The sequence below is a fragment of the Ferrimonas futtsuensis DSM 18154 genome (genome assembly GCF_000422645.1).
Classification (GTDB): domain Bacteria; phylum Pseudomonadota; class Gammaproteobacteria; order Enterobacterales; family Shewanellaceae; genus Ferrimonas; species Ferrimonas futtsuensis.
Genome location: NZ_AUGL01000020.1, coordinates 62570 through 84856, shown reverse-complemented (window position 1 = coordinate 84856; position 22287 = coordinate 62570). Strand labels below are relative to the sequence as shown.

The 22287-nt window shown below is 59.5% G+C and carries 19 protein-coding genes; 10 read left to right on the top strand and 9 right to left on the bottom strand.

Annotated elements, in window-relative coordinates; genetic code table 11:
* The first annotated feature begins 76 nt into the window (after window positions 1–76).
* A complete protein-coding gene (locus G505_RS0113770) occupies window positions 77–1024 on the top strand; it encodes an IS1595 family transposase (RefSeq protein ID WP_028107711.1) in 948 nt (315 codons plus the stop codon).
* A gap of 32 nt (window positions 1025–1056) precedes the next feature.
* Here G505_RS0113770 and G505_RS0113765 read toward each other — a convergent pair whose 3' ends face one another.
* Window positions 1057–1548, bottom strand: coding sequence for an Rsd/AlgQ family anti-sigma factor (locus G505_RS0113765; RefSeq protein ID WP_028110087.1), 492 nt, complete (start codon window positions 1546–1548; stop codon window positions 1057–1059).
* Window positions 1549–1969: 421 nt separating this feature from the next.
* On the opposite strand from G505_RS0113765, the gene hemE reads away from it, so the two are divergent.
* The 3 genes from hemE to G505_RS0113750 all read left to right on the top strand — a co-directional run bounded on the left by hemE (window position 1970) and on the right by G505_RS0113750 (window position 5184).
* Complete coding sequence (gene hemE / locus G505_RS0113760; protein WP_028110086.1) at window positions 1970–3034, top strand: uroporphyrinogen decarboxylase; 1065 nt, start codon at window positions 1970–1972, stop codon at window positions 3032–3034.
* A gap of 147 nt (window positions 3035–3181) precedes the next feature.
* A complete protein-coding gene (locus G505_RS0113755; protein WP_028110085.1) occupies window positions 3182–4276 on the top strand; it encodes a PfkB family carbohydrate kinase in 1095 nt (364 codons plus the stop codon).
* A complete protein-coding gene (locus tag G505_RS0113750; RefSeq protein WP_028110084.1) occupies window positions 4270–5184 on the top strand; it encodes a pseudouridine-5'-phosphate glycosidase in 915 nt (304 codons plus the stop codon). Before G505_RS0113755 ends, G505_RS0113750 begins: the two co-directional genes overlap by 7 nt.
* 10 nt (window positions 5185–5194) lie before the next feature.
* On the opposite strand, the gene G505_RS0113745 is transcribed toward G505_RS0113750, so the two are convergent.
* Window positions 5195–5812 carry a uracil-DNA glycosylase family protein gene (locus tag G505_RS0113745; protein ID WP_051216219.1) on the bottom strand — a complete coding sequence of 206 codons (618 nt, stop codon included), beginning with the start codon at window positions 5810–5812 and terminating at the stop codon, window positions 5195–5197.
* Window positions 5813–5905: 93 nt separating this feature from the next.
* Here G505_RS0113745 and G505_RS22495 point away from each other — a divergent pair, with 93 nt between their 5' ends.
* The 3 genes from G505_RS22495 to G505_RS0113730 all read left to right on the top strand — a co-directional run bounded on the left by G505_RS22495 (window position 5906) and on the right by G505_RS0113730 (window position 11818).
* Window positions 5906–8479, top strand: a complete 2574-nt coding sequence (locus tag G505_RS22495) for a putative bifunctional diguanylate cyclase/phosphodiesterase (RefSeq protein ID WP_084643994.1) — start codon at window positions 5906–5908, stop codon at window positions 8477–8479.
* Window positions 8480–8514: 35 nt separating this feature from the next.
* On the top strand, window positions 8515–9309 hold the full coding sequence (locus G505_RS0113735; RefSeq protein WP_028110082.1) for an SDR family oxidoreductase: 795 nt from the start codon (window positions 8515–8517) through the stop codon (window positions 9307–9309).
* Between the two features lie 226 nt (window positions 9310–9535).
* The gene (locus G505_RS0113730) at window positions 9536–11818 is read left to right on the top strand and encodes a YgiQ family radical SAM protein (RefSeq protein ID WP_028110081.1); all 2283 of its coding nucleotides are present in this window, start codon (window positions 9536–9538) and stop codon (window positions 11816–11818) included.
* A 139-nt stretch (window positions 11819–11957) separates the two neighbouring features.
* Here G505_RS0113730 and G505_RS0113725 read toward each other — a convergent pair whose 3' ends face one another.
* Window positions 11958–12314, bottom strand: a complete 357-nt coding sequence (locus tag G505_RS0113725; RefSeq protein ID WP_028110080.1) for a hypothetical protein — start codon at window positions 12312–12314, stop codon at window positions 11958–11960.
* A gap of 116 nt (window positions 12315–12430) precedes the next feature.
* Window positions 12431–12691, bottom strand: a complete 261-nt coding sequence (locus tag G505_RS21570) for a hypothetical protein (protein ID WP_035385414.1) — start codon at window positions 12689–12691, stop codon at window positions 12431–12433.
* Between the two features lie 455 nt (window positions 12692–13146).
* Here G505_RS21570 and G505_RS0113715 point away from each other — a divergent pair, with 455 nt between their 5' ends.
* Both G505_RS0113715 and G505_RS0113710 read left to right on the top strand, forming a co-directional pair.
* Window positions 13147–15522 carry a multiheme c-type cytochrome gene (locus tag G505_RS0113715; protein WP_028110079.1) on the top strand — a complete coding sequence of 792 codons (2376 nt, stop codon included), beginning with the start codon at window positions 13147–13149 and terminating at the stop codon, window positions 15520–15522.
* A gap of 196 nt (window positions 15523–15718) precedes the next feature.
* Window positions 15719–17047, top strand: a complete 1329-nt coding sequence (locus G505_RS0113710) for a transcriptional regulator (protein ID WP_028110078.1) — start codon at window positions 15719–15721, stop codon at window positions 17045–17047.
* A 31-nt stretch (window positions 17048–17078) separates the two neighbouring features.
* On the opposite strand, the gene G505_RS0113705 is transcribed toward G505_RS0113710, so the two are convergent.
* The 4 genes from G505_RS0113705 to G505_RS0113690 form a co-directional block, all read right to left on the bottom strand.
* On the bottom strand, window positions 17079–17318 hold the full coding sequence (locus tag G505_RS0113705; protein WP_028110077.1) for a DUF2960 domain-containing protein: 240 nt from the start codon (window positions 17316–17318) through the stop codon (window positions 17079–17081).
* Entirely contained in the window at window positions 17318–18157 is an 840-nt protein-coding gene (locus G505_RS0113700; protein WP_028110076.1) for a CvfB family protein, read from the bottom strand. Before G505_RS0113700 ends, G505_RS0113705 begins: the two co-directional genes overlap by 1 nt.
* A 160-nt stretch (window positions 18158–18317) precedes the next feature.
* Window positions 18318–18884, bottom strand: a complete 567-nt coding sequence (locus G505_RS0113695) for a YceI family protein (RefSeq protein WP_028110075.1) — start codon at window positions 18882–18884, stop codon at window positions 18318–18320.
* A gap of 28 nt (window positions 18885–18912) precedes the next feature.
* Window positions 18913–19461 carry a cytochrome b gene (locus G505_RS0113690; RefSeq protein ID WP_028110074.1) on the bottom strand — a complete coding sequence of 183 codons (549 nt, stop codon included), beginning with the start codon at window positions 19459–19461 and terminating at the stop codon, window positions 18913–18915.
* A 171-nt stretch (window positions 19462–19632) separates the two neighbouring features.
* Here G505_RS0113690 and G505_RS21565 point away from each other — a divergent pair, with 171 nt between their 5' ends.
* A complete protein-coding gene (locus G505_RS21565; RefSeq protein ID WP_035385413.1) occupies window positions 19633–20523 on the top strand; it encodes a collagenase in 891 nt (296 codons plus the stop codon).
* A 295-nt stretch (window positions 20524–20818) separates the two neighbouring features.
* On the opposite strand, the gene purD is transcribed toward G505_RS21565, so the two are convergent.
* The gene (purD, locus tag G505_RS0113675) at window positions 20819–22099 is read right to left on the bottom strand and encodes a phosphoribosylamine--glycine ligase (protein WP_028110073.1); all 1281 of its coding nucleotides are present in this window, start codon (window positions 22097–22099) and stop codon (window positions 20819–20821) included.
* Window positions 22100–22287 lie beyond the last annotated feature (188 nt).

Genomic DNA, 22287 nt, shown 5'->3' with positions numbered 1-22287 from the left:
GGCTTTTTTGGGCTGTGTTTTAGTTAGCTGTTGAAGGCGTATACTTAAGGTACCTCTCCGCTTTGGGAGTTCAGGTATGAAACAGCAGCAATTCACACAGTTGCTTCACCATATTGAGGAGCTGTCGCCAAGCCAGCGCGAACAGCTACTCAATCTTCTTTGCTTTGATGGCGCCTCTGCCAGCGCATTTCTCATAGAGAATCATCCAGATAGTTGTCCCCATTGCCACTCTGTTGAGTTGCGTCCTTGGGGCTCAAGCCACGGTCTTCCTCGATATCGTTGCAAGTCCTGTAGCAAAACCTTCAACCCATTAACTGGCACTCCCTTGGCTCGCTTGCGGAAAAAGGAGCATTGGCTGGCGTATGCTCAGTGTTTGATTGATGGCTTCACCGTCCGGCGCTCTGCAAAAGAGTGCCGAATAAACAAGAACACGGCCTTTCTCTGGCGCCACCGGTTTCTCAAGTTCATTGCCAACAAACAAGCTACCCAAGAGCATGGTATCGTTGAAGCCGATGAAACCTTCTTTCTGAAGTCGAACAAAGGCCAGAAAACGTTAGAGCGACCTGCCCGCGTCCGCGGCGGAGTAAGTAAAACCAAAGGTGGAGGAAGCGAAGACCAGGTTTCTGTTCTCATTGTGCGAGACAGGTCTGGGCAAACTGCGGATTTCATGCTGGAAAGACTTGATGCAAAACATGTCGGTGCCGCCCTGAGTTCGGTGTTATCGATGGATGCTTGTCTATGTACCGACAGGGCATCGGTCTACGCTGCGTACGCGAAAAGAGCGGGAATAAAGCATGAAACGATTAAGGCATCAGGGCCGAGAAAGCGAGGGCCATTCCACATACAGAATGTGAACGCCTACGACAGTCGATTGAAAAGTTGGATGGTGCGATTTCGAGGTGTAGCGACTAAATATCTGCACAACTACTTGGGATGGCACCGAATGCTGGACCGCTACCGGTACCAATTGAATCAAAGGCAGTGTCTTAGCGAAGTTGCTGGGTGGGGTGCAACAGTTACATAAGACACAGCCCTTTTTTGTGGGTCATCGCAGGGTCAGGACTGGGGCTGAAGCTCTTCGCTGTAGTGGCGGTGAAGGGTATCCAGCAAGGTGTCTTCGAAGGCGAAGCGCTCCTCCATCGCCTGGCCCAGGCGGGAGAGCGACTCATCCAGCTCCATCATCCGTTCATCTTCATCGTCGAAGGGCACGCCAAACTTGTCGTTGAAGTCCAGGGCGACGTCGGTGCTCTTGGCGATCTGGGGGACGATGCGGCTGGCCAGCTGGCGGCACTCCTCGCCGTGCTTTTCGCACTCGGACACCACCTGGTCGTAGACCTCGAAGTGGCCTTCGGAGACATAGTCGACCAGCAGGTTGCAGAAGTGGTGGACCCCACCGGGGTCGGGCAGATGAGGGGCGTTGTCGTAGGGAGGCAGGTTAGCCAATTGGCAGTAGTGGATCAGCAGCTGACGCCGATTGTTCAGCCACTGGTCAATGAGTGTGTTCTTGCCCCCCCACTGATCTACCGCATTCTGGAGTCTGGTTAACATAGCCTGTCCCTCTTGTTCTGCGATCCTATTGATTCAAATTTAAGTAATGGAAGGGCAGTTGATCAATGTTTTTTTTGACCTAGTCCAACAGAACTGAGAGCGGCAGGGGCAGATTGTGGTGTATTGGGATGGCAGTACAATAAAAAACCCCACAGCAATGCTGTGGGGCCGAAGATATGGTCTTTCAGGGCTCGCTTGCCGCGAGCTTCTGCGTTATTTGCTAGCGCGCTATTTTTATACCAAAGGCGAGGGGGAGGTGCAATAGCTTGTTACGAATAAGTTCCCATTGAATTTGAGTCGCAGTTCAAACTTTTGACCACAAATTTTGCGAATCTCCTCACGTCTCCGTGGTCATAAAGCTGTGTCCAGGTGCTACAATAGCGCCACTTTTTGAACCGCTTGCGTGTTAGGGATGAGCGAAATGTCCGAGTTGAAAAACGATCGTTACTTGCGTGCGCTGCTGCGCCAGCCCGTAGATAAAACCCCGGTATGGATGATGCGTCAGGCTGGACGCTACCTGCCTGAGTACCGCGCCACTCGCGCCGAGGCCGGCGATTTCATGTCCCTGTGTCGCAATGCCGAGTTGGCTTGCGAGGTGACCCTGCAGCCTCTGCGTCGCTACCCTCTGGATGCCGCCATCCTGTTCTCCGACATCCTGACCGTGCCAGATGCCATGGGTCTGGGTCTCTACTTTGAACAGGGCGAGGGCCCACGTTTCGAAACCCTGTGCGACAGCAAGGCGGTGATTGAGAAGCTGCCGATTCCTGATCCAGAAGGTGAGCTGAAGTACGTGATGGACGCGGTTCGCACCATCCGTCGTGAGCTGAAGGGTGAAGTGCCTCTGATTGGCTTCTCCGGCAGCCCCTGGACCCTGGCAACCTACATGGTTGAAGGCGGCAGCTCCAAAGACTTCGCCAAGATCAAGAAGATGGCTTTTGCTGAGCCTGCCACCCTGCACATGCTGCTGGATAAGCTGGCCGATTCCGTCATCCTCTACCTGAACGCCCAGATCAAAGCGGGCGCCCAGGCCGTACAGATCTTCGATACCTGGGGCGGCGCGCTGTCCGGCCCGGCTTACCGCGAGTTCTCCCTGCAGTACATGCAGAAGATCGTTGACGGTCTGATCCGTGAGAACGATGGCCGTAAGGTACCCGTAGTGCTGTTCACCAAAGGTGGTGGTCAGTGGCTGGAAGACATCGCTGCCACCGGTTGTGACGCCGTCGGCTGTGACTGGACCGTCGACATGAAGGCGGCCCGTCAGCGTGTGGGTGACAAGGTGGCCCTGCAGGGCAACATGGACCCCTCCTGGCTGTACGCGCCTGCGGACAAGATCCGTGGCGAGGTGTCCCGCATCCTGGAAGAGTTCGGTCCTGGTAACGGCCACGTGTTCAACCTGGGTCACGGCATTCACCAGCATGTGGATCCGGAGAACGCCGGCGCCTTTATCCGCGCTGTTCACGAGCTGTCTGAGCCCTACCACAAGTAAGATTCAGATATGCATGAAGAAAAACCCGGCCCTGCGCCGGGTTTTTTTATCGCCTTTTTTTAGAGCGGATCGCAAAAATACCCCTTCCCTTTTTCCTGCCGATGGTTCACCATGTCAAACATAAGTTTGTTAACCGGACAAGTGTTTATGACCGAGCGGGAATCTCAGATTCTGACCATACTGCGTCAGGACCCCCTTATCCCCCAGCAGGAGCTGGCGGACCGCCTTGGCATCAGCCGCAGCGCGGTGGCCGGGCACATCATGAACCTCACCCGCAAGGGGGCGATTCAGGGCAAAGGCTACATCCTGGCCCCGGAGCAATACGCCGTGGTGATTGGGGGGGCCAACATGGACCTCTGTGGCCGTTCCGACGCGCCCCTGGTCAGTGGAGACTCCAATCCCGGCCACCTCACCTGCAGCGCCGGTGGTGTGGGCCGAAACATTGCCGATAACCTGGGACGCCTGGGCAGCCGGGTCCAGTTTGTGGGCGCCCTTGGGGACGACAACTGGGGTGAGCAGTTGAAACAGGCGTGTCGTGAAGCCGGGGTCGGCGTCGACCACTGCCTGACCGTCGCCGGTGCCACCACCAGCAGCTACCTGTCGATCCACGGTCCGGACGGCGAGATGCAGGTGGCGCTGAACGACATGTCGCTCATTGAACGCCTGGGTGCCGGGCAACTGGCCAAACGAGATGGCATCTTCAAGCGCGCCAGCGCTCTGGTGCTGGATGCCAACCTGAGCCAGGATGCCCTGGAGTATCTGTTTGACCGCCATGGTGACACCCCCATCCTGGTGGACCCGGTTTCCACGGTGAAGGCCGGCAAACTGGTCCCGTTCCTGGAGAAGATCCACACCCTGAAACCGAACCGCATGGAAGCCGCCCTGCTGGCAGGCCGGGAGCTGAACCGCTCGGAAGATCTGCCCGATGTGGCGGCGGCCCTGCACGACAAAGGGGTTCAGCGGTTGCTGATCAGCCTGGGGGCCGAAGGGGCCTTCGCCAGCGACGGTCAGCAGCACCGCTTTATTCCGGCGTCGGCCACCCAGGTCAACAATGTTACCGGGGCCGGCGATGCCCTGATGGCAGGCTTGACCCACGGATTTATGACTCAATGGCAATGGGACCGCAGTGTCGACTTTGCCCTAGGCGCGGCGCGTTTGGCGCTGATTGCCGACAACACCATCAATTCAACCATGTCAGAGCAGGCGGTCGAGCGTCTGCTGGAGGAGACTCAATCATGTTAGAGCAGTATCTGGATATCCAGCCTGAAGTGGCACAAGCCCTGGCCAACAACCAGCCGGTTGTCGCCCTGGAGTCCACCATCATCTCTCACGGTATGCCCTACCCGCGAAACGTGGAAACTGCGCTGATGGTTGAACAGGCGATTCGCGATCAGGGGGCCATTCCCGCCACCATCGCCATCATCGAAGGCCGCCTGAAGGTGGGCCTGGATGAGGCGCAGATTCGCCACCTGGGTCAGGCTGGCCAGGCGGTGACCAAGGTGAGCCGTCGCGATATCCCCTTTATCGTTGCCGCTAAGAAAGATGGCGCGACCACCGTCGCCGCCACCATGATTCTGGCTGCCATGGCCGGCATCAAGGTGTTTGCCACCGGCGGTATCGGCGGTGTCCACCGCGGTGCCCAGGAGACCTTCGACATCTCTGCGGACCTGCAGGAGCTGGCCAACACCGATGTGGCCGTTATCTGCGCCGGCGCCAAGTCCATCCTGGATCTGGGCCTGACCCGAGAATACCTGGAGACCCAGGGCGTGCCTGTAGTGGGTTACCAGACCGACAGCCTGCCAGCGTTCTACACCCGTGAAAGCGAGCACAGCATCGACTACCGCCTGGACACGCCGGAAGCGATTGCCGAAGCGTTGAAGGCCAAGTGGGCCATGGACCTGAAAGGTGGCGTGGTGGTGGCGAACCCCATTCCTGAAGAGTATGCCATGGCGCCCCAGGTGATTACCGACGCCATCGAAACCGCCCTGAAGGAGGCGGAAGAGCAGGGCATCGGCGGCAAGGCGTCTACCCCCTTCCTGCTGGCGCGGGTGTGCGAGCTGACCGGCGGCAACAGCCTGGACTCCAATATCCAGCTGGTGCTGAACAACGCCCGTCTGGGGGCCAGGATCGCCGCCGCCTACTGCCGTTAAGCTACCTCGGTTAACGTCCCCTTAGCGCCGCTGCCACACTCTGTTGCAGCGGCGCTATCAGTTCAGCTTCAAACCAGGGGTTTCGTCTCAGCCACAGATTGTTCCTGGGAGAGGGGTGGGGCAGGGCAATGACGCCGTTTTCCAAATGGGTGCGCCAGCGGCGCACGCTCTCGGTCAATGTGTCGAACCCCTCCAGGTAGTGCCGCTGGGCATACTGGCCCACCAGAATCGTCAGCCGAATCCTGGGCATCAGCGCCTGTATCTGCTGATGCCACAGGGGGGCACAGCGGGGATCCGGCGGATTGTCGCCACTCCTTCCCCGGCCCGGATAGCAGAACCCCATGGGCATGATGGCCACCTTGGCTGGATCGTAGAACCGCTCCGGTTCCAGGTTCATCCACTCCCGCAGCCTCACTCCGCTGGGATCATTCCAGGGAATGCCGCTGCTGTGTACCTTGAGCCCGGGGGCCTGGCCTATGATGAGCAGCCTGCTGCTGGCGGAAAACTGCACTACGGGGCGAGGCCCCAGAGGCAGGACGTCCTTGCACAGCTGGCAGCGACTTATGCGTTTGGCCAATGCCTGTGAAGCATTTTTGAGCTCTGTCGCGTCCTGTCTATCAGAATCCATATCGATTTCGCATTTGCCATTTAAAAGGGCATGAATTTTCGGTAACTTGACCTTCATCATTTCAAAAGGTCGCGGTCCGACTCACCGGCGTCGATGAGCATAACCAAGCGCTTTACACTACAACTTGCGGTTATCGCCTTGCCGATACTGATCTTTATCGGTAGCGCCCTCTATTGGCAACTGGAAAGCGGCCTCTCCTCCATGACCGCCGATCTGCACAGTCGTACCCTGGCCGGTGTGGTGGATGAACTTGAGACCGAGTTACGTCGCCAGGGCCGGGATCTGTCCGATGTCCTGGTGGCCCAGCCCCCCCTGAGAAACCACCTGTTGGCGCAAAGCCGGCTTCAGGGCCGTGTTGCTCTGGTGATCAACCATCATGGCGAGCTTCGTCTGCTGCTGCCCGATGGGGTGCGGGCGACTGGCACCGAGCAGGGGATCCTGGACAAGTACACCCGCCTGTTCAATGTGGGCACCTTCCAGTATGAACGCAGTGGCGTGATGGCGCTGGGAGCGCGTTACTATACCGTGGTGGTATTGCCGGCGCAGACCAAAGCCTGGCGAGGTCTGGCGCTGATTCAGGAGCTGACTCCGGAGCGGTTCAAGGCCCTGAGCCACGCCAGCGAGCTCATCGGCGAGTTGCAGCTGTTGCCCGAGTCACGCGTCGGCCGCAACATCAGCATCCCTGTGGCCACCTTCTCCGGTGAGCCCCTCTGGGTGACCGCCACCTTCCATCAGTGGCAGCGGGTGCAGAAGAGTCACCTGTTGTGGTCGCTGATGGCGCTGTTCGTTGGGGCGATACTGCTGATGCTGGCGGTGATGGTCTTCCAGTTGTGGCGGCAGTTGCTGGTACCGGCCCAGGAGCTGAAAGGCGCGCTGGAAAATCATCAGCAGAACAAGTTGTGGCATAAGCCTTTGAAGCTCAAAGGCAGCAGTGCCACCCGCAAGCTGACCCAACTGATCAATACCCTGTCCGAAGAGGTGGGGATCAGTCACCTATTCCATCACAGTGCCCTTAATGCGGTGTCGGATGCGGCCATTATGGTCAATCAGGAGGGGCGGGTGATTCAGCTCAGTCCGGTGGCGGAACTGCTGCTGGGGCTCAATACCGAGCAGGTGCTGCACAAACCTCTCTCCGCCATCATGCCCGGTAACTCCGGCGCGCAGCTGGATGCCATGCTGGTGGCCCTGCTCAATGGCGGCAAGCTTCATGAAGAGGGCCGGGTACAACTGGCCCGGGAGCAGCTGGCGCGGATGGTGGACTTCAGCATCACCCGGGTGGATAAGCTGGAGGGGGAGTGTGTGGGCGCCGTGGTGATCCTTAAGGACATTACCCGCTCCGAGCTGCTGAAGCGGGAGCTGAAACGTAAGGCCCAGTATGATGTGATCACCTCGCTCTACAACCGTCAGAGTTTCGACCAGTATCTGCAGAATATGGAGAGCGACGACGGGCAGCATGCCATCTGCTACATGGACCTGGCCCGCTTCAAGCTGATCAACGACAGCTGTGGTCACGAGGCGGGAGACCGCATGCTCAAGGATGTCTCAGAGGCGATGGCCCGCTGCATCCGCAAAGGCGACTTCCTGGCCCGTATCGGCGGCGATGAGTTTGCCCTGGTGCTGGCCAACACCACCGCCCTGGAGGCCGCCCGCCAGCTCAAGGTGCTGATGGACAAGGTTCGCGCCATCACCCTTTATTGGGACTCCGGCAGTTATACCGTGGGCATTCACATTGGCGTGGCGTTCCATCGTGGGCTGGAGAGCACCCCCAGGGAGGTGTTCAAGGATGCCGAACTGGCCTGTCAGGCCGCCAAGACCAAGGGAGAGAGTCAGATCCACTTCTTCGACTCCCTGGATCAGGATATGGCCCACCAGCGCAATGCGCCCGCCTGGGCGATGAAGATCAACGAGGCGATCATCAACGACAACCTGGTGCTGTTCTTCCAGCCGATTGAGGCGATATCCCATAAGACCCACAGACGCCGGATGGAGATTCTGCTGCGGATTCGTGAAGAGAATGGCAGCATCCTGGCGCCCGGGCAGTTTATTGCCGCCGCCGAGCGTTTCAACCTGATGCCGACCGTCGACAGGGCCGTGGTGCGCAAGGCGTTCGAGTGGCTGGCCCGTCACCCCGAGCTGTGGGAGATCCAGGTGCTGTCGGTGAACCTCTCCGGCACCACCCTCTCCAGTGAGGGCCTGGTGGATTACATCGATGATCTCACCAAGAGCCTGAACATTCCGCCTCACTGCATCTGTTTCGAGGTGACCGAGACCGCAGCCATTGCCAACGAAAGCCGGGCACTGGAGATCCTCCATGCCCTGCGCCGCCGCGGCTTCGCTTTCGCCCTGGACGACTTCGGTTCCGGCTTTGCTTCCTACGGCTATCTGCGGCAGTTGCCGGTGGATTACGTGAAGATCGATGGCTGTTTCGTCCGGAACCTGGCCACCAACGCCAAGGACTACGCCATCGTGAAATCGATTCACGATGTGTGCCGGGTCATCGGCATCGAGACGGTGGCGGAGTTTGTCGAGGATCAGGACACCCTCGACCAATTGAAGATGATTGGGGTCAACTACGCTCAGGGTTATGGCATTGGCCGACCCAAGGATCTGGAAACCTATGAGCCGGACCTGCCGCCGCCGGAGGAGCAGGCTCAGGCCTGGCCATAATCGACAAAGCCTAATCCATCCCAGGGAGGGACAAGATGCAGGGAGTGCAGGACAAGGTTGTCATACTCACCGGGGCCTCGGAAGGGATAGGCCGAGCCCTGGCCATCGCCTTGCATCGGGCCGGCGCCAGGCTGATGCTGGCGGCCAGAAGCTCAGAACGCTTGGCCCAACTGGCCGGTGAGCTGGGGGAGGGGGCAGAGTGGTGTGCCTGTGACGTGGCCGAACAATCTCAGTGTCAGGCCCTGGTGGCGCACACCCTGGGTGCCTTTGGCCGCGTTGATATCCTGATCAATAACGCCGGCATCACCATGTGGAGCCGCTTCGACGAAGCGCAAGACCTGTCCATCTACGAGACCCTGATGCGGGTGAATTACCTTGGCGCCGTCTACCTGACCCATGCGGCCCTGCCCGCTCTCAAGGCCAGCGGTGGCCAGGTGGTGGCGGTGGCCTCGGTCGCCGGGCTTACCGGGGTCCCCAGCCGCAGTGGCTACGCCGCGTCCAAGCACGCCATGGTCGGCTTTTTCGACTCTCTGCGCATCGAACTGGCGCCGCAAGGGGTGGCCGTTACCGTGATCTGTCCCGACTTCGTGCTCTCCCAGACCCATAAGCGTGCCATCGGCCCGGATGGTAAGCCTCTGGGGCAGAGCCCCATGCAGGAAGCGAAGATCATGACCGCCGAGCAGTGCGCCCAGCTGTGCCTGGAGGCGATCGCCGCACGCAAGCGACTGTTGATCACCTCGCTGCGTGGCAAGCTGGGCCGCTGGCTCAGGCTGGTGGCCCCCGGGCTGATCGACCGCATCGCCGACAGGGCGATAAGCAACAGGCACTAGACAGCCTGCGCCGTGTCCCCGGTGGCAGCGGGCGGCGTCAGTCAGGAATCTGTCATTTTCAGACTAATGGCTTGATTCATCCCCGGCTTGTGCAAATTTCACTGACCGTCCAGTCCAGAGCCGCCCGGGGATAGGATCCCCTACACTTTAAGTGGTTAAAAACTGGCCATCGCCAGCGCCCCGTCACTCTGCTACAATCCGCGCCCTGCAAGAGAAAAGGTGCACCATGATCCCCAAGGCAAAGACCAAGCTGTTTGAATATCCTAAATACTGGGCCGAGAGTTACGGTCCGGCTCCCTTTATGCCCACCACCCGCAAGGAGATGGAGGCATTGGGCTGGGACAGCTGCGACATCATCGTCATTACCGGCGATGCCTATGTGGATCACCCCTCCTTTGGCATGGGCATCGTCGGCCGCATGCTGGAAGCTCAGGGGTTCCGGGTCGGGGTGATCGATCAGCCCGACTGGACCTCGAAACAGGACTTCATGCGCCTGGGCAAGCCCAACCTGTTCTTCGCCGTGGGGGCGGGCAACATGGACTCGATGATCAACCACTACACCGCGGATCGCCGACTGCGCCATGATGACGCCTACACCCCGGGCAATGTTCACGGCAAGCGTCCGGACCGGGCGGTGGTGGTCTACACCCAGCGCTGTAAGGAGGCGTACAAGGATGTGCCGGTGACCATCGGCAGCATCGAAGCCAGTCTGCGGCGCATCGCCCATTACGATTACTGGCAGGACAAGGTGCGCCGCGCCATCCTGTTCGACGCCAAGGCGGATCTGCTGATCTACGGCAACGCCGAGCGTCCCATCATCGAGGTGGCCCACCGCCTGGCGGCGGGTGAGCCCATCTCCGAGATGCGCGACATCCGCGGTACCGGCTTCCTAACCAAGGATGCCCTGCCGGGCTGGAGTGGCCTAGACTCCACCACCCTGGACACCCCGGGGAAGATTGACCCCATCCCCAACCCCTACGGCGCCGATGAGGTGGGCTGTCATATGGCCACGCCTGCGCAAGAGCAGGGGGTCAAGGCGGTCACGGTGCAGCCCGCCAAACCCAAGCCCTGGGAGAAGCAGTACATCCTGCTGCCCGCCTATGATCAGGTGCGGGTGGACAAGGTGCTCTATGCCCACAGCTCCCGGGTGTTTCACCAGGAGACCAACCCGGGCTGTGCCCGTGCGCTGATGCAGCGTCACGGCGACCGTCATATCTGGCTGAATCCACCGGCGATCCCCCTGGAGACCGACGAGATGGACTGGGTATTTGACCTGCCCTATCAGCGGGTGCCGCACCCCAAGTACCAGGGCCAGACCATCCCGGCCTATGAGATGATCAAGACCTCCATTAACATCATGCGTGGCTGCTACGGGGGCTGCTCCTTCTGCTCCATCACCGAGCACGAAGGGCGGGTCATCCAGAGCCGCAGCCATGAATCGGTGATCCGGGAGATCGAGGAGATCAAGGAGAAGGTGCCGGGCTTTACCGGGGTGATCTCCGATCTGGGCGGTCCCACCGCCAACATGTACCACCTGCGCTGCAAGAGTCCCAAGGCGGAGGCCACCTGTCGGCGTCTCTCCTGCATCTACCCGGATATCTGCGGCCATATGGATACCGATCATACCCCGACCATCGAGCTGTACCGCAAGGCACGCAAAGTGAAGGGGATCAAGAAGGTACTGATCGCCTCCGGGGTGCGCTACGACCTGGCGGTGGAGGATCCTCGCTATGTGAAGGAGCTGGTGAGCCATCATGTGGGCGGCTACCTGAAGATCGCCCCTGAGCACACCGAAGAGGGGCCGCTGTCCAAGATGCTCAAGCCGGGGATGGGCAGCTACTACCGCTTCAAGGAGTTGTTCGATAAGTACTCCGCGGAGGCGGGCAAGAAGCAGTACCTGATCCCCTACTTCATCTCCGCTCACCCGGGAACCAGCATCAAGGATATGGCCAACCTGGCCCTGTGGCTGAAGGAGAACAACTTCAAACTGGACCAGGTACAGAACTTCTATCCGTCGCCCCTGGCCAACGCCACCGCCATTTGGCACACCGAGGTGGATTCCATGCGTAAGGTGAGCCACAAGTCGGACAGGGTGACCGTCGCCAAAGGGGGACGGGAGCGGCGTATTCACAAGGCGATTCTTCGTTACCACGATCCCGAGGGCTGGCCTCTGGTGCGGGAAGGCCTGAAGAAAGCGGGGCTGACCAGGCTGATTGGCCATGGCCCCCACTGCCTGGTGCCGCCGGAGGGACATAAGCCCAGAGGTCAGGCAGGGCGAGGCAAGCCGGCCTTGAGTAAGCACACCGGGCTCAAGCAGTTCGACCAGCCGCGCAAGGCGGCCAACCGGGCTGCCGGTGACAACCGCGGCGGCGCCAAGGGCAAACCGGGGCAGGGGCAGCGCAAGGGGCCGGCGGTCGGCGGAAACCGGCCCACAGCGGCAGGCAAAGGATCTTCTGCAGGGCGGGGTAAGCCTCAGGGGCGCCCAAAGACTCAGCGTCAGGGACGCTAATGAATTTCCCTGTCATTGAAAATCTGGCAACTGCGGCTGGCTGAGATTGCGCCACTCTGAGTTGTGAGACCGACTGTCAGAACACCTAATTGCGAAACGCCGGGCATCTGCCCGGCGTGGTTGTTTCAGAAGAGGCGTTTTAACGGTTGTACTTATCTATCATCAGGGTGATGCTGCTGCCGTTGTGGGTGTGGCAGGTGCCGGCGTCATACTCTCGCTCCAGGGTAAACTCGCACTCCCCGAGCTCGGGGGAGAACATGCTGAGGCGGGTCGCCAGCTCGTCCACGCTGATCACCAGTTCCAACTGCCCGCCGGTTCCCCTGTCCAGCCTCAGGTAATAGGGCTTCACCAGAGTCACCAGCACCTCCTGAGCATGCACCAGATTGCCGTCGGTATCGTGAATACCATAGAGCAGTTTAACCTGAGGTGAGGTGCTGTCGAGCGCTTGGGCTGAGGCACTCAGCATCAGCGCCAAGGCAATCAGTAGCTGCTTCATCGGGAGCCTCCTTATGGGACAAACCTAAGCATAGGTGCCGGGAGGCGGGGCCGCCAATGCGGGCCGCGAATCTTAGGGGACGACGCTTTTCCGGGTTGGGAAGGGGGGGAGCCCCCCTAGACGATGGCCAGCAGGATGCCGCCTATGGCGATTGCTGCCTTGGTGTACTGACCTGCTTCATAGGTGGCATCGTCCATCGCTTCAATCCGCTCTGGATGATCCATACCCAGGGCGCCGTGGGCAAAGGTGGAGATGTCGTCTCCCAGAGGACGGTCGCTGTCAGGGGAACGGGGTTGTTCCGGCGTCTCACCTTGACGAGCCTGGGTGGCGGAGTTGGCTTGATATTGGGCAAGACTGGAGTTGTTGCCGACCTGCATCCTGAAATCCTCGAGAGAATGAACTCCCCATTTATCGGTCAGCTCGGGTTCAGATTTGAGTGAATTTACAGGACTTTACCTTTCCAAGTTCGGTGTTTGCACCTCGCCATGTCCAGTGAGAGAAGATCTTTTTCGTTCCCTCGGCTCTGATTTGGCGACTAATCACGTTTTTTGGTAAGTAATCGGCGGTAATGGGCGATTTGGGATCCCAAAAGGTGTCCCAAATCACCCAAAAATGGATCGGCGTTACCTTTGTGCAACAAAAAATAGGCCGTTTTTTATCCTTTCTCTTGCCTTCAAGCAGCAAACCGGCCTTTCATCGGGGGCTGCTTCACAGTTTGTTTTTTCATCACTTTTGCAATCGCTCCGGTCACGGAGCCTCCGAAGCAAGGGCGTTAAGGTTTCCCTGCCCCTGAGAAGGGCAACAATCAAACCGCTGATTGAAGGAAATGATGATGAAACCTCTCAACTTTAAGGTCGCCAGCCTGGCGACCATGCTGGCCGCAGCCCTGACCGGCTGTTCCGGCGACGATGGCAAAAATGGTCAAGACGGCGCCCCCGGCGAGCCTGGCCAACCCGGCACCCCTGGACTGATTGTCGCTGACAGTGCCAAGTCCCTGGATGTCACCATCACCGGCATCGAGCTGGGTGAGCACACCCAGGTGAATTTCAGTGTGGACAACGAGCAGGAGCTGCCCGTGGTCGGACTGGATAAGTTCGGCTTTCTCCTCTCTGGACTGGAGCAAGGCCAGGAGGGCGATGCCCATGCCTGGAAATTGCTGGCCTCAGAAGGCTGCCCTGCCAGTAAGTACTCCGGTTGTGGCACCCTGGTGGACAACAAGGATGGTACCTACAGCTACCAGTTCGATAAGGATGTGACCGCCGAGTCCGCCTTCACCATCGCCGATGATAAGAGCCTGCGTCTGGTGGTTCGTACCGGTGGGGAAGCGGTAGGCAGCACCGACGTGCCTTACGCCAACCTGATTCACGACTTCCGCCCCGATGGCAACACTCCCTCCTACTCCAAGAACGTGGTGACCGAGGAGAACTGTGCCTCCTGTCACGATGATCTGGACTTCCACGGTGGTAAATACACCGAGGTGGAGACCTGTGTCGCCTGTCACGCCGACAACAAGGTCGGTGAAGAGGCCCTGTTCACCAATCTGGCCCACAAGGTTCATATTGGGGTGATCTCCGCCCCGGTAGGGGGCTGTGACAACTGCCACAACGAATCTGGTGAGGCGAGTGACTTTGCCAACTGGAAGCAGGTGCCCACCATCGAGTCCTGCTCCACCTGCCACGCGGACGTGGACTTCGAGACCGGTGCCAATCACGTCGGTGGCCCTCGTGAAGACAACAGCGCCTGCGCCGTGTGCCACAGCGAATCGATGATCGAGATGAATCACCTGTCCACCTACCAGGGACAGACCTCTCGTCGCGAAAACGTGCACCTGACGGTGACCGACGCCAAGATGGTGGCCGTGCCTCAGGCCCAGGCCAACATCGACGCTGGTCTGGATACCGCTGAGACCGGTTATGTGCAACTGACCGTAGACATCCGTGATCAGGATGGCCAGTCCATGAATCTGCAGCTGGATAAGGCAGATTTCTTCTACTACTCCGAGTTCTACATCAACTGGGGTGGCCATGACATGGGCATGGAGCGCGGTAAGATCCTGCGCGTATTTACCAACAAAGAGCTGTATCCCGGTTACGTGGACACCCCCATCGTACTGAACTACGAGAACGGTGAGACCACCTTCGAGATTGGTCCGTTTGACCTGACCGACACCTTCGACGGTGACCTGAGCGACAGCTACGGCATGGTGTCGCCTCGCATCTGGTTCTGTATGGATGCCAAGGGTGAGAACCTGGAGTCCTGTAAGGAAACCTCCAGCGTCTGGGGCCAGGGTGCCGCGGGCTTCAACTGGCTGCACTTCTTCGATGACCAGGGCATGCTCTCCGAGCGTCCACGTCGTCAGGTGGTGACCAATGAGAAGTGTGGTTCCTGTCACGGCATGACCGAGCGCGACAGCGATGGCATGGCTCAGATGACCCTGAACTGCCGCAGCTGCCACCCGGTAACCAAAACCGACTCGGCCTTCTTCGGCACCACCTGTGCGTCCGGTTCCATCGACAACGACGGCGACGGACAACTGGATGAGCAGGTGATGGTTAAGAACCTCCGTCCACGGGGCGAGCGTGACTGGACCACCGCCTCCAACGCCGGTGAAGAGTGTCTGGCCTGCCACAATGCCAACAACCCACCGACCCAGGTGATCCGTGATTCCCACACCAAGCAGGGTGATGCGGACTACGTGGAACAGCTGACCATGAGCCACCCTGACCATAAGGTGTGGATCCACTCCATGCACGCCAACAACCGCGCCAACCAGGGCGGTGAAGGCTGGGTGCGTAACGTCGAGTACTCCGCCGATCTGGCCAACTGCGTCAAGTGTCACGAAGGGGACAGCTTCGATGCCAAGTACCTGGTGGGCCGTAAGCCACTGGCACTGGACCTGGACTACATGGACACCTATGACGGTCTGGATGCGGACAACGGCAAAGACACCAGCGGCAACAAGCGTTACGCCGTCGATGCCAAAGCCGATGCCTATGTGTCCCCCACGGCAGCCGTGTGCCTGAGTTGTCACGGTAAGCGTGCCCCCGAGGCCGGTGAAGACCGCCGCCAGGTGCGCAAAGAGGTGGTGGCTCACATGAAGCAGAACGGTGCCCAGTTCGGTGTGGCCGAGGGTGAGTACACAGGTGAAGAGTCCTGCGCCGTGTGTCACAACCTGGACAACCTCAAGTCTGTTCACGGTCTTAACTAAGGGCTGACGCCCGCGTGTGCAACGTTTCCCTGTAAGCCAAGGCCCGGGCCTCATCACCCGGGCCTTTTTTGAGTCAGGGCCGGGATCACAAAGCTGAAGGTGCAGAATAAAACCCACTTCAATTTGGGATTATCATGGTCGTTAAGCTGAGCCTTTACCTGAATCAAGGCCGTCTAACAGGGTTAAGAGGACCGATGTGAAAGTATCCAAGTATCTGACTGTGGACGAGGAGCGTCGTCTGCTGCTCGACAGCAAAGGGAACTTGACTCATCCACTCTCCTTTGCCGAGCTGGAGATGCTGAAACTGCTGGTGGCCGAGCACGGCGAAGTCATCGACAAGCAGCGCCTCACCGATGTGGGCTGGCCAGGCAGGATCGTGGCCCAGTCTTCTCTGACTCAGTGCATCAGCACCCTGAGGCGAAAGCTGGAGGGGCATCAGGATGTCGAGCTCAAGACCATCCCCAGGCACGGTTACTGTCTCTGTTATGTGGAGGAGACTCCGGAACCGCCGATTGAGGTCAGTCAGGGGGGCGTGGCTGAGGCCATGTTGGCCAATGAGCCGAGGCGAGCGACTGCCAGGCCGGTCATGACCCTGAACTGGCGCTGGCCGGTATTGGGGGGGGCGCTGGCGGCCGTGGCTTACCTGCACCTCTCCGGCGGGTTGTCTCATGCTCTGGACTGGCTGAAGCTGATAAGTCAGCCGTCGGTGGCCGCCATCTCCAGTGAGCCGCTCACGGTGGGTTCCCACCCCAACCTGGCTCATAACGTGGTGTTCGAGGAGGAGGAAACCCTGCCCAAGGTGTCGCCGCAGAGGTTTATCGCCAACTGGGAGCGGGTAGACGAGATGCTGCCGGAGGTGAAGGCTCAGCAGAGCTATCTGAAGCAGAGTCCCGACTTTGATTCCATCGCCCTGTGCACGGATTTCGATGGTATCTGCCGGGACAAGCAACCGCTGAACCTGGTGCGTCGCCATGGCTATCAGCCGTCACTGGATCTGAAGTGGCTGCAGGACACCAAGCTGAGGATGGAGCAGGTGACCTACAACAAGATCCTGCTGGACCGTTTCGATGGACCCACCGATGGGTTGTTGGAGGATGTCTACCGGGCCGATGTCTATTACTACGGAGAGAGTGATAACGTCGTGCGCGGTGATCTTCGTCTGTCGGTGCTGTACCAATCCGAATCCAAAGGGCAACTGCTGGTGGCCGCCTGTTTCACCGATGCGCTGAACCGGGAGATCAGCATGCGCTATCAGTTCTCCGGTCCCTTCCGCGTACAACAGACCCAGGTGGATGGCCGAACCGTCAAGCGGTTCCTCATCCAGGTGGAAGATCAGGACTTCCGCCGGCCGGAGGAGTTGTCCGAAGAGGGGGCGGTGATCTACCGGGAGATCCAGAAGGCGGTACTCTCCAAGAAGCAGATGACCCTGCATCAGGTCTACGAAGATGACCAGAGTGGCGTCTGGAGTCTGCCACTCTGGGGGGAGACCATGGTGTGGGCCCACAGGGCCCAGCTGACTCTCTAAATGAAAAAGGGGCTCGTTTGAGCCCCTTTTTTTAATCCCTTACCACGGTGATGTCGGTAAAGCCCTTCTGGCGGATGTAGTTATCCCGGAAATTGCGGATGGTCTTCTTATCCCGGGTGGACATGCGTACCGCCTGCTCCATGGCCAGATAGTCTCTGGTGTCGATCCCTTCGGCGGCGGCCACCGCCTCGAAGGCGTCGTGGTACTTGTCATTGGCATAGCCGATGCGCTTCTGTTTGCCCTTGAAGGTGTAGCTGATGGTCAGGGCCATTAGCTCTCCTCCTTCAGGCGGATGCCGTCGCTGTCTATGCTGATCTTGCCGGCCTTGAACAGGCTGCCCAGGGTGCGTTTGTACACCTTCTTGCTCACCTTGAACACCCGTTTGATGGCGTCCGGATCCGCCTTGTCGCCCAGGTGGCTGAACCCCTTGTTGTCGGCCAGGTGTTTGAGCACCTGAGCCTCCAACTGATCCACCGCCTCGGCGGCGGGGGGATTCAGGGTCAGGTCGACACCGCCGTCATCCCGTACCCACTTGATGTAGCCGGTCAGGCGTTGACCGACGCGGACATCGCGGAAGATCTCATTGTGATAGAGCACGCCCCAATAGCTGTCATTGACGATCGCCTTAAAGCCCAGGTCGGTCTTATTGGTCAGCAGCAGGTCCACCTTCTGCATCCGCTTGAAGCGACCGGGGCGTTCCGACACAAATCGATCCAGCTTGGTGGAGGCGGCCAGACGCTCGGTGTGGTGATCCTGATAGACGTGCACCACATAGTGGCGGCCCTTTTCCAGTGGGACCTTCTGCTGGTTATAGGGGACCAGCAGATCCTTATCCAGCCCCCAGTCGAGGAAGGCGCCGGCGTTGTTGACGTCCACCACCTGCATCAGGGCGAACTCGCCCAGGCAGGCTTTGGCCTTCTGGGTGGTGGCGATCAGCTGATCCTCGGAGTCGAAATAGAGGAACACCTCAATCTCCGTACCGATCTCCGTACCCTCGGGAACGAATTTGCGAGGAAGGAGGATGTGACCGAACTTGCCGCCGTCGAGGAAGACGCCGTAATCGCTGAGGCGAACGACGGAAAGGCGGTTGTAGTGACCTATTCTAACCATGGTGAAAAACTGTGTCCGAAAGAGGGGTGGCATACCGCGAGGGTATGGGTGCCAAAACTGCAGCGAGTATAAACCAAATGGGGCGGACAGAGAAAAAAAGGGCCGGCCTGTTGGCGAGCCGACCCTGAAAATGATGACGTTGGCTTGAAGGAAAAGGGGGTTACAGCTTGATCCCCTCCACATGCAGATCCAGTTGCACCTCGGCGGACTGCGGCCCCAGATCCATTGGGATGCCGTAGTCCTTCATCTTGATGGTGGTGCTGCCCTCGAAGCCAACGCGGTAGCCTCCCCAGGGATCCTTGCCTTCGCCGATCTTCTGAACGTCGATGGAGATGGGCTTGGTGACGCCGCGCAGGGTGAAATCACCGTGGAGCACGCCGGATTCGGCGTTTTTGGCCTCATAGGAGGTGCTGACAAACTTGGCTTCGGGGAAGCGCTTCACCTCCAGAAAATCATCGCCTCGGATGTGCTTGTCGCGTTCAGCGTGGTTTGAGTTGACGCTGGCGGTGTCGATGCTCACCCGGAAGGCGCCTGGAGCGCCGTCGGCGTAGTTGAAGCTGCCTTTGAAGCTGTCGAAGCGGCCAATCACCCAGCTGTAGCCCAGGTGGTTGATCTTAAAGTTGATTGAGGCGTGGGCCCCCTTGGTATCGATGGCGTAGTCGTCGGCCATGGCCAGGGAACTGAAGGCCAGGGCGGAGCCCAGCAGGGCAGCGTTGATCATTTTCATGGTCGTAGTCTCTCTAGTTGGTCAGGGCTCAGTTTGATGGGGTGATCATGCGGCCCAGGGTGTTGTCACGGTCGATGAGTTGGTGTTTCAGGGCGGCCAGGCCGTGGCCCAGCGCCAGGATCATCAGGCTCCATGCGGCGTATTCATGGAGGGTGCCGGCGATCTCCTCCTGCTGGCTCAGGCCGGTGATCAGAGCGGGGACACTGAACCAGTCAAAGACGTCAATGGCCCGGCCATCGGCGGTGGAGATCAGGTAGCCTGAGACCAGCAGGGTAATGAGCAGCAGGTAGATGGCGCCATGGCCGGCTTTGGCGGCCACCCGGGTCATTCTCCCCTGTCCCTGTGGTGCCTTGGGCGTCGGGTTAGCGAAACGCCAGACCAGTCGCAGCACGGTGGCGCCGAGCAGCAGCAGGCCCAGGCTCTTGTGGATGTAGGGCCCCTGGCGGTACCAGGGATCGTAGTAGCTCAGATCCACCATATAGAGGCCCAGGCCGAACAGGCCAAACACCGCCAGGGCGGAGAGCCAGTGCAAAGCGATGGTGACCCAGCCGTAGCCTTGGGCGTTGTTGCGTATCATCACAGGTCTCCTGAAAGTGAGTGATGCAACACATTTTAATTTCACAAATCAGAATTAATATCGCAAAATCGTGGGTGGTTCATTCTAAAAAATAGAACTGTTTCCGTGGGCTTGCCTTAGCCATTCCGGGTAGGCAAAATTATGAATATTGTATGCAGTTTCGGAGTCCCTATGATTTCCCGCTCGTTTTCTTTCGGCCTGCTGATGGCGAGTGCGTCGTCATGGGCGGCAGAGGGGCCTGCGGTGCCCCCGATAGAGCAGGTGCTGTCGCAGGTGCACAGATGCAGTGACACCCTGATCCTGCGGTCCGAGTCTTTGACTGCGGAACAGCAGACGCAGGCCTGCGACATGCTGGGCAGCCAGGAGAGCCGGTTCCATCGGATGTTTGCGACCCGGGGTAAGCCGGTGTCCCACGATCACAATGGGGCGATGCGGGCCAATATCTATGGGGACAGGGACAGCTATGTGGCCCATGTGACCGCTCACTTTGATGTGCCCAGTGATAACGGAGGCATGTATCTCGAGGGGCATCCCGGCAGGCCAGGTAACCAGGCCGAATTTGTGGCCTATGAGAAACGGGGCGAGATCTGGAACCTGGCCCATGAGTATGTCCACTACCTGGATGGGCGCTTCAACCTCTACGGCGATTTCTGCCTGGGTCTGCACGACGACCACAGTGCGCCCGAGTACTGTCCCCAGCCTTCACCGCCTTTGCCCCATCTGGTGTGGTGGTCCGAAGGGGTCGCAGAGTACGTGGCCAAGGGCAGGGACAACCCCAGGGCCACTTCTCTGGTACTGGAACCCAAATTCACCCTGAGTGAGTTGTTTGACACCAGCTATACCCTGAATGGCGGCAGTGAGCGTGTCTACGGCTGGGGCTATCTGGCGGTGCGCTATATGATGGAACATCAACGAGATAGGGTGGAGCAGATGCTGACCCTGACCCGGCGCGGTGATTACCCCAGGTATCAGGCACTGGTGCGGGAATGGGGGAGGGAGATGGATGCTGGTTTCCGTGTTTGGCTGGAGGATCTGGCGGAGCTGGAACGGGGCATGAAGTAGGACTGCGATACCCTGTTTGTGAGCTTCACCATGGACCGGTTGAGCAAATGAGCGCATGCTGAAGAGGTAACCACTGTCTCAAGGAGAGGATGATGGAGTCGGCCATTACTGTGGTGCTGCTATTGGCTCTGGCAACGGCGGCAGTCGCATTTCTGTTGGTACCCCGAAAAAGAAAGCACCGGGAGGTCACTCCCATCTCCAATCGCAGCCGCAAAAAGCGGGCGCGGAAGAAGTCCGCGAAAGCCTCTTAGGAAAGTCGCAATAAAAAGGGCCGCTGCTGCGGCCCCCTTATCGATTACTGCTGTTCCCGGGCGATGGCCCGATAGGCGATGTCCCGTCGACAAAATACCCCGTCCCAGCTGATCTCATCCGCCAGAACATAAGCGCGCTGTTGTGCCTCGGTGACCGTCTGGCCCAGGGCGGTGGCGCAGAGCACACGCCCGCCGGTGTTGACGATGGCGCCATCCTGCTCATTGGTGCCGGCGTGGAACACCTTCTCGCCCTCGGCATAATCGGTACGCAGACCGCTGATGGCAAAGCCCTTGGTGTAGCTGGCCGGATAGCCGCCGGAGGCCAGGACCACGCCTACCGCAGCGCGAGGATCAAACTCGGCACTCTTGCCAGCCAGTTCGCCGGCACAGGCGGCCAGACACAGCTCCACCAGATCAGACTGCATCCGCAGCATGATGGGTTGGGTTTCCGGATCGCCGAAGCGGCAGTTGTACTCGATCACCTTGGGAGTGCCATCGGCATCGATCATCAGCCCAGCGTAGAGGAAGCCTTTGTAGGGGTGGCCCTCGGCCTTCATGCCCTCTACCGTGGGGCGAATCACCTCGGCCATGATGCGGTCATGGATCGCCTGGGTGACCACAGGCGCCGGGGAGTAGGCGCCCATACCGCCGGTGTTGGGACCGGTGTCGCCGTCGCCAACGCGCTTGTGATCCTGGCTGGTGGCCATGGGTAGGATATTGTCTCCATCCACCATGACAATAAAGGAGGCCTCTTCACCGTCGAGGAACTCCTCGATTACCACCCGATGGCCGGCATCGCCGAAGGCATTGCCCGCCAGCATGTCTTTGACCGCGTCCTCGGCCTCGGTCAGGGTCATGGCAACAATTACGCCTTTGCCGGCGGCCAGGCCGTCTGCCTTGACGACGATGGGGGCCCCCTTCTCCTTCAGGTAGGCCAGAGCAGGCTCTACCTCGGTGAAGTTCTGATACTCGGCGGTGGGAATGTCGTGACGGGCCAGGAAATCCTTGGTGAATGCCTTGGATCCTTCCAGTTGCGCGGCGGCGGCACTGGGGCCGAAGATGGTCAGTCCCTGCGCCTCGAAGGCGTCCACCACCCCGTCAACCAGGGGCGCTTCCGGGCCGACGATGGTCAGGGCAACACCCTGCTCCTTGGCGAAGGCCACCAGGGCCTCATTGCCGGAAACACTGACGTTTTCCAGCTTGGGCTCGGTGGCGGTACCGGCATTGCCCGGCGCCACAAACACCGTCTCCACAGCAGGGTTCTGCGCCGCCTTCCACGCCAGGGCGTGCTCACGACCACCGCTACCAATAACTAATACTTTCATCTCTTAATCCTTTGCGATAAAGGGAAGGGGGGCTCCAAACAGGAGTCAGGTCCACCCCTCAAGCGCAGGCCAAACCGATGAAGTGCTAGAAGCCCTCTCCACAGCCCCCTGAGTTTGCTGTTGCAAATGAGGGGGGCGAGGACAGAGGGCGACGCCGCAATTCGCGGTTTGGGCAAGCGTCAACCCAA

Coding starts and splice junctions, on each gene's coding strand:
- G505_RS0113770 (WP_028107711.1), top strand. CDS start 77: ATGAAACAGCAGCAATTCACACAGTTGCTTCACCATATTGAGGAGCTG.
- G505_RS0113765 (WP_028110087.1), bottom strand. CDS start 1,548: ATGTTAACCAGACTCCAGAATGCGGTAGATCAGTGGGGGGGCAAGAAC.
- hemE (WP_028110086.1), top strand. CDS start 1,970: ATGTCCGAGTTGAAAAACGATCGTTACTTGCGTGCGCTGCTGCGCCAG.
- G505_RS0113755 (WP_028110085.1), top strand. CDS start 3,182: ATGACCGAGCGGGAATCTCAGATTCTGACCATACTGCGTCAGGACCCC.
- G505_RS0113750 (WP_028110084.1), top strand. CDS start 4,270: ATGTTAGAGCAGTATCTGGATATCCAGCCTGAAGTGGCACAAGCCCTG.
- G505_RS0113745 (WP_051216219.1), bottom strand. CDS start 5,812: ATGGATTCTGATAGACAGGACGCGACAGAGCTCAAAAATGCTTCACAG.
- G505_RS22495 (WP_084643994.1), top strand. CDS start 5,906: ATGAGCATAACCAAGCGCTTTACACTACAACTTGCGGTTATCGCCTTG.
- G505_RS0113735 (WP_028110082.1), top strand. CDS start 8,515: ATGCAGGGAGTGCAGGACAAGGTTGTCATACTCACCGGGGCCTCGGAA.
- G505_RS0113730 (WP_028110081.1), top strand. CDS start 9,536: ATGATCCCCAAGGCAAAGACCAAGCTGTTTGAATATCCTAAATACTGG.
- G505_RS0113725 (WP_028110080.1), bottom strand. CDS start 12,314: ATGAAGCAGCTACTGATTGCCTTGGCGCTGATGCTGAGTGCCTCAGCC.
- G505_RS21570 (WP_035385414.1), bottom strand. CDS start 12,691: ATGCAGGTCGGCAACAACTCCAGTCTTGCCCAATATCAAGCCAACTCC.
- G505_RS0113715 (WP_028110079.1), top strand. CDS start 13,147: ATGAAACCTCTCAACTTTAAGGTCGCCAGCCTGGCGACCATGCTGGCC.
- G505_RS0113705 (WP_028110077.1), bottom strand. CDS start 17,318: ATGGCCCTGACCATCAGCTACACCTTCAAGGGCAAACAGAAGCGCATC.
- G505_RS0113700 (WP_028110076.1), bottom strand. CDS start 18,157: ATGGTTAGAATAGGTCACTACAACCGCCTTTCCGTCGTTCGCCTCAGC.
- G505_RS0113695 (WP_028110075.1), bottom strand. CDS start 18,884: ATGAAAATGATCAACGCTGCCCTGCTGGGCTCCGCCCTGGCCTTCAGT.
- G505_RS0113690 (WP_028110074.1), bottom strand. CDS start 19,461: ATGATACGCAACAACGCCCAAGGCTACGGCTGGGTCACCATCGCTTTG.
- G505_RS21565 (WP_035385413.1), top strand. CDS start 19,633: ATGATTTCCCGCTCGTTTTCTTTCGGCCTGCTGATGGCGAGTGCGTCG.
- purD (WP_028110073.1), bottom strand. CDS start 22,099: ATGAAAGTATTAGTTATTGGTAGCGGTGGTCGTGAGCACGCCCTGGCG.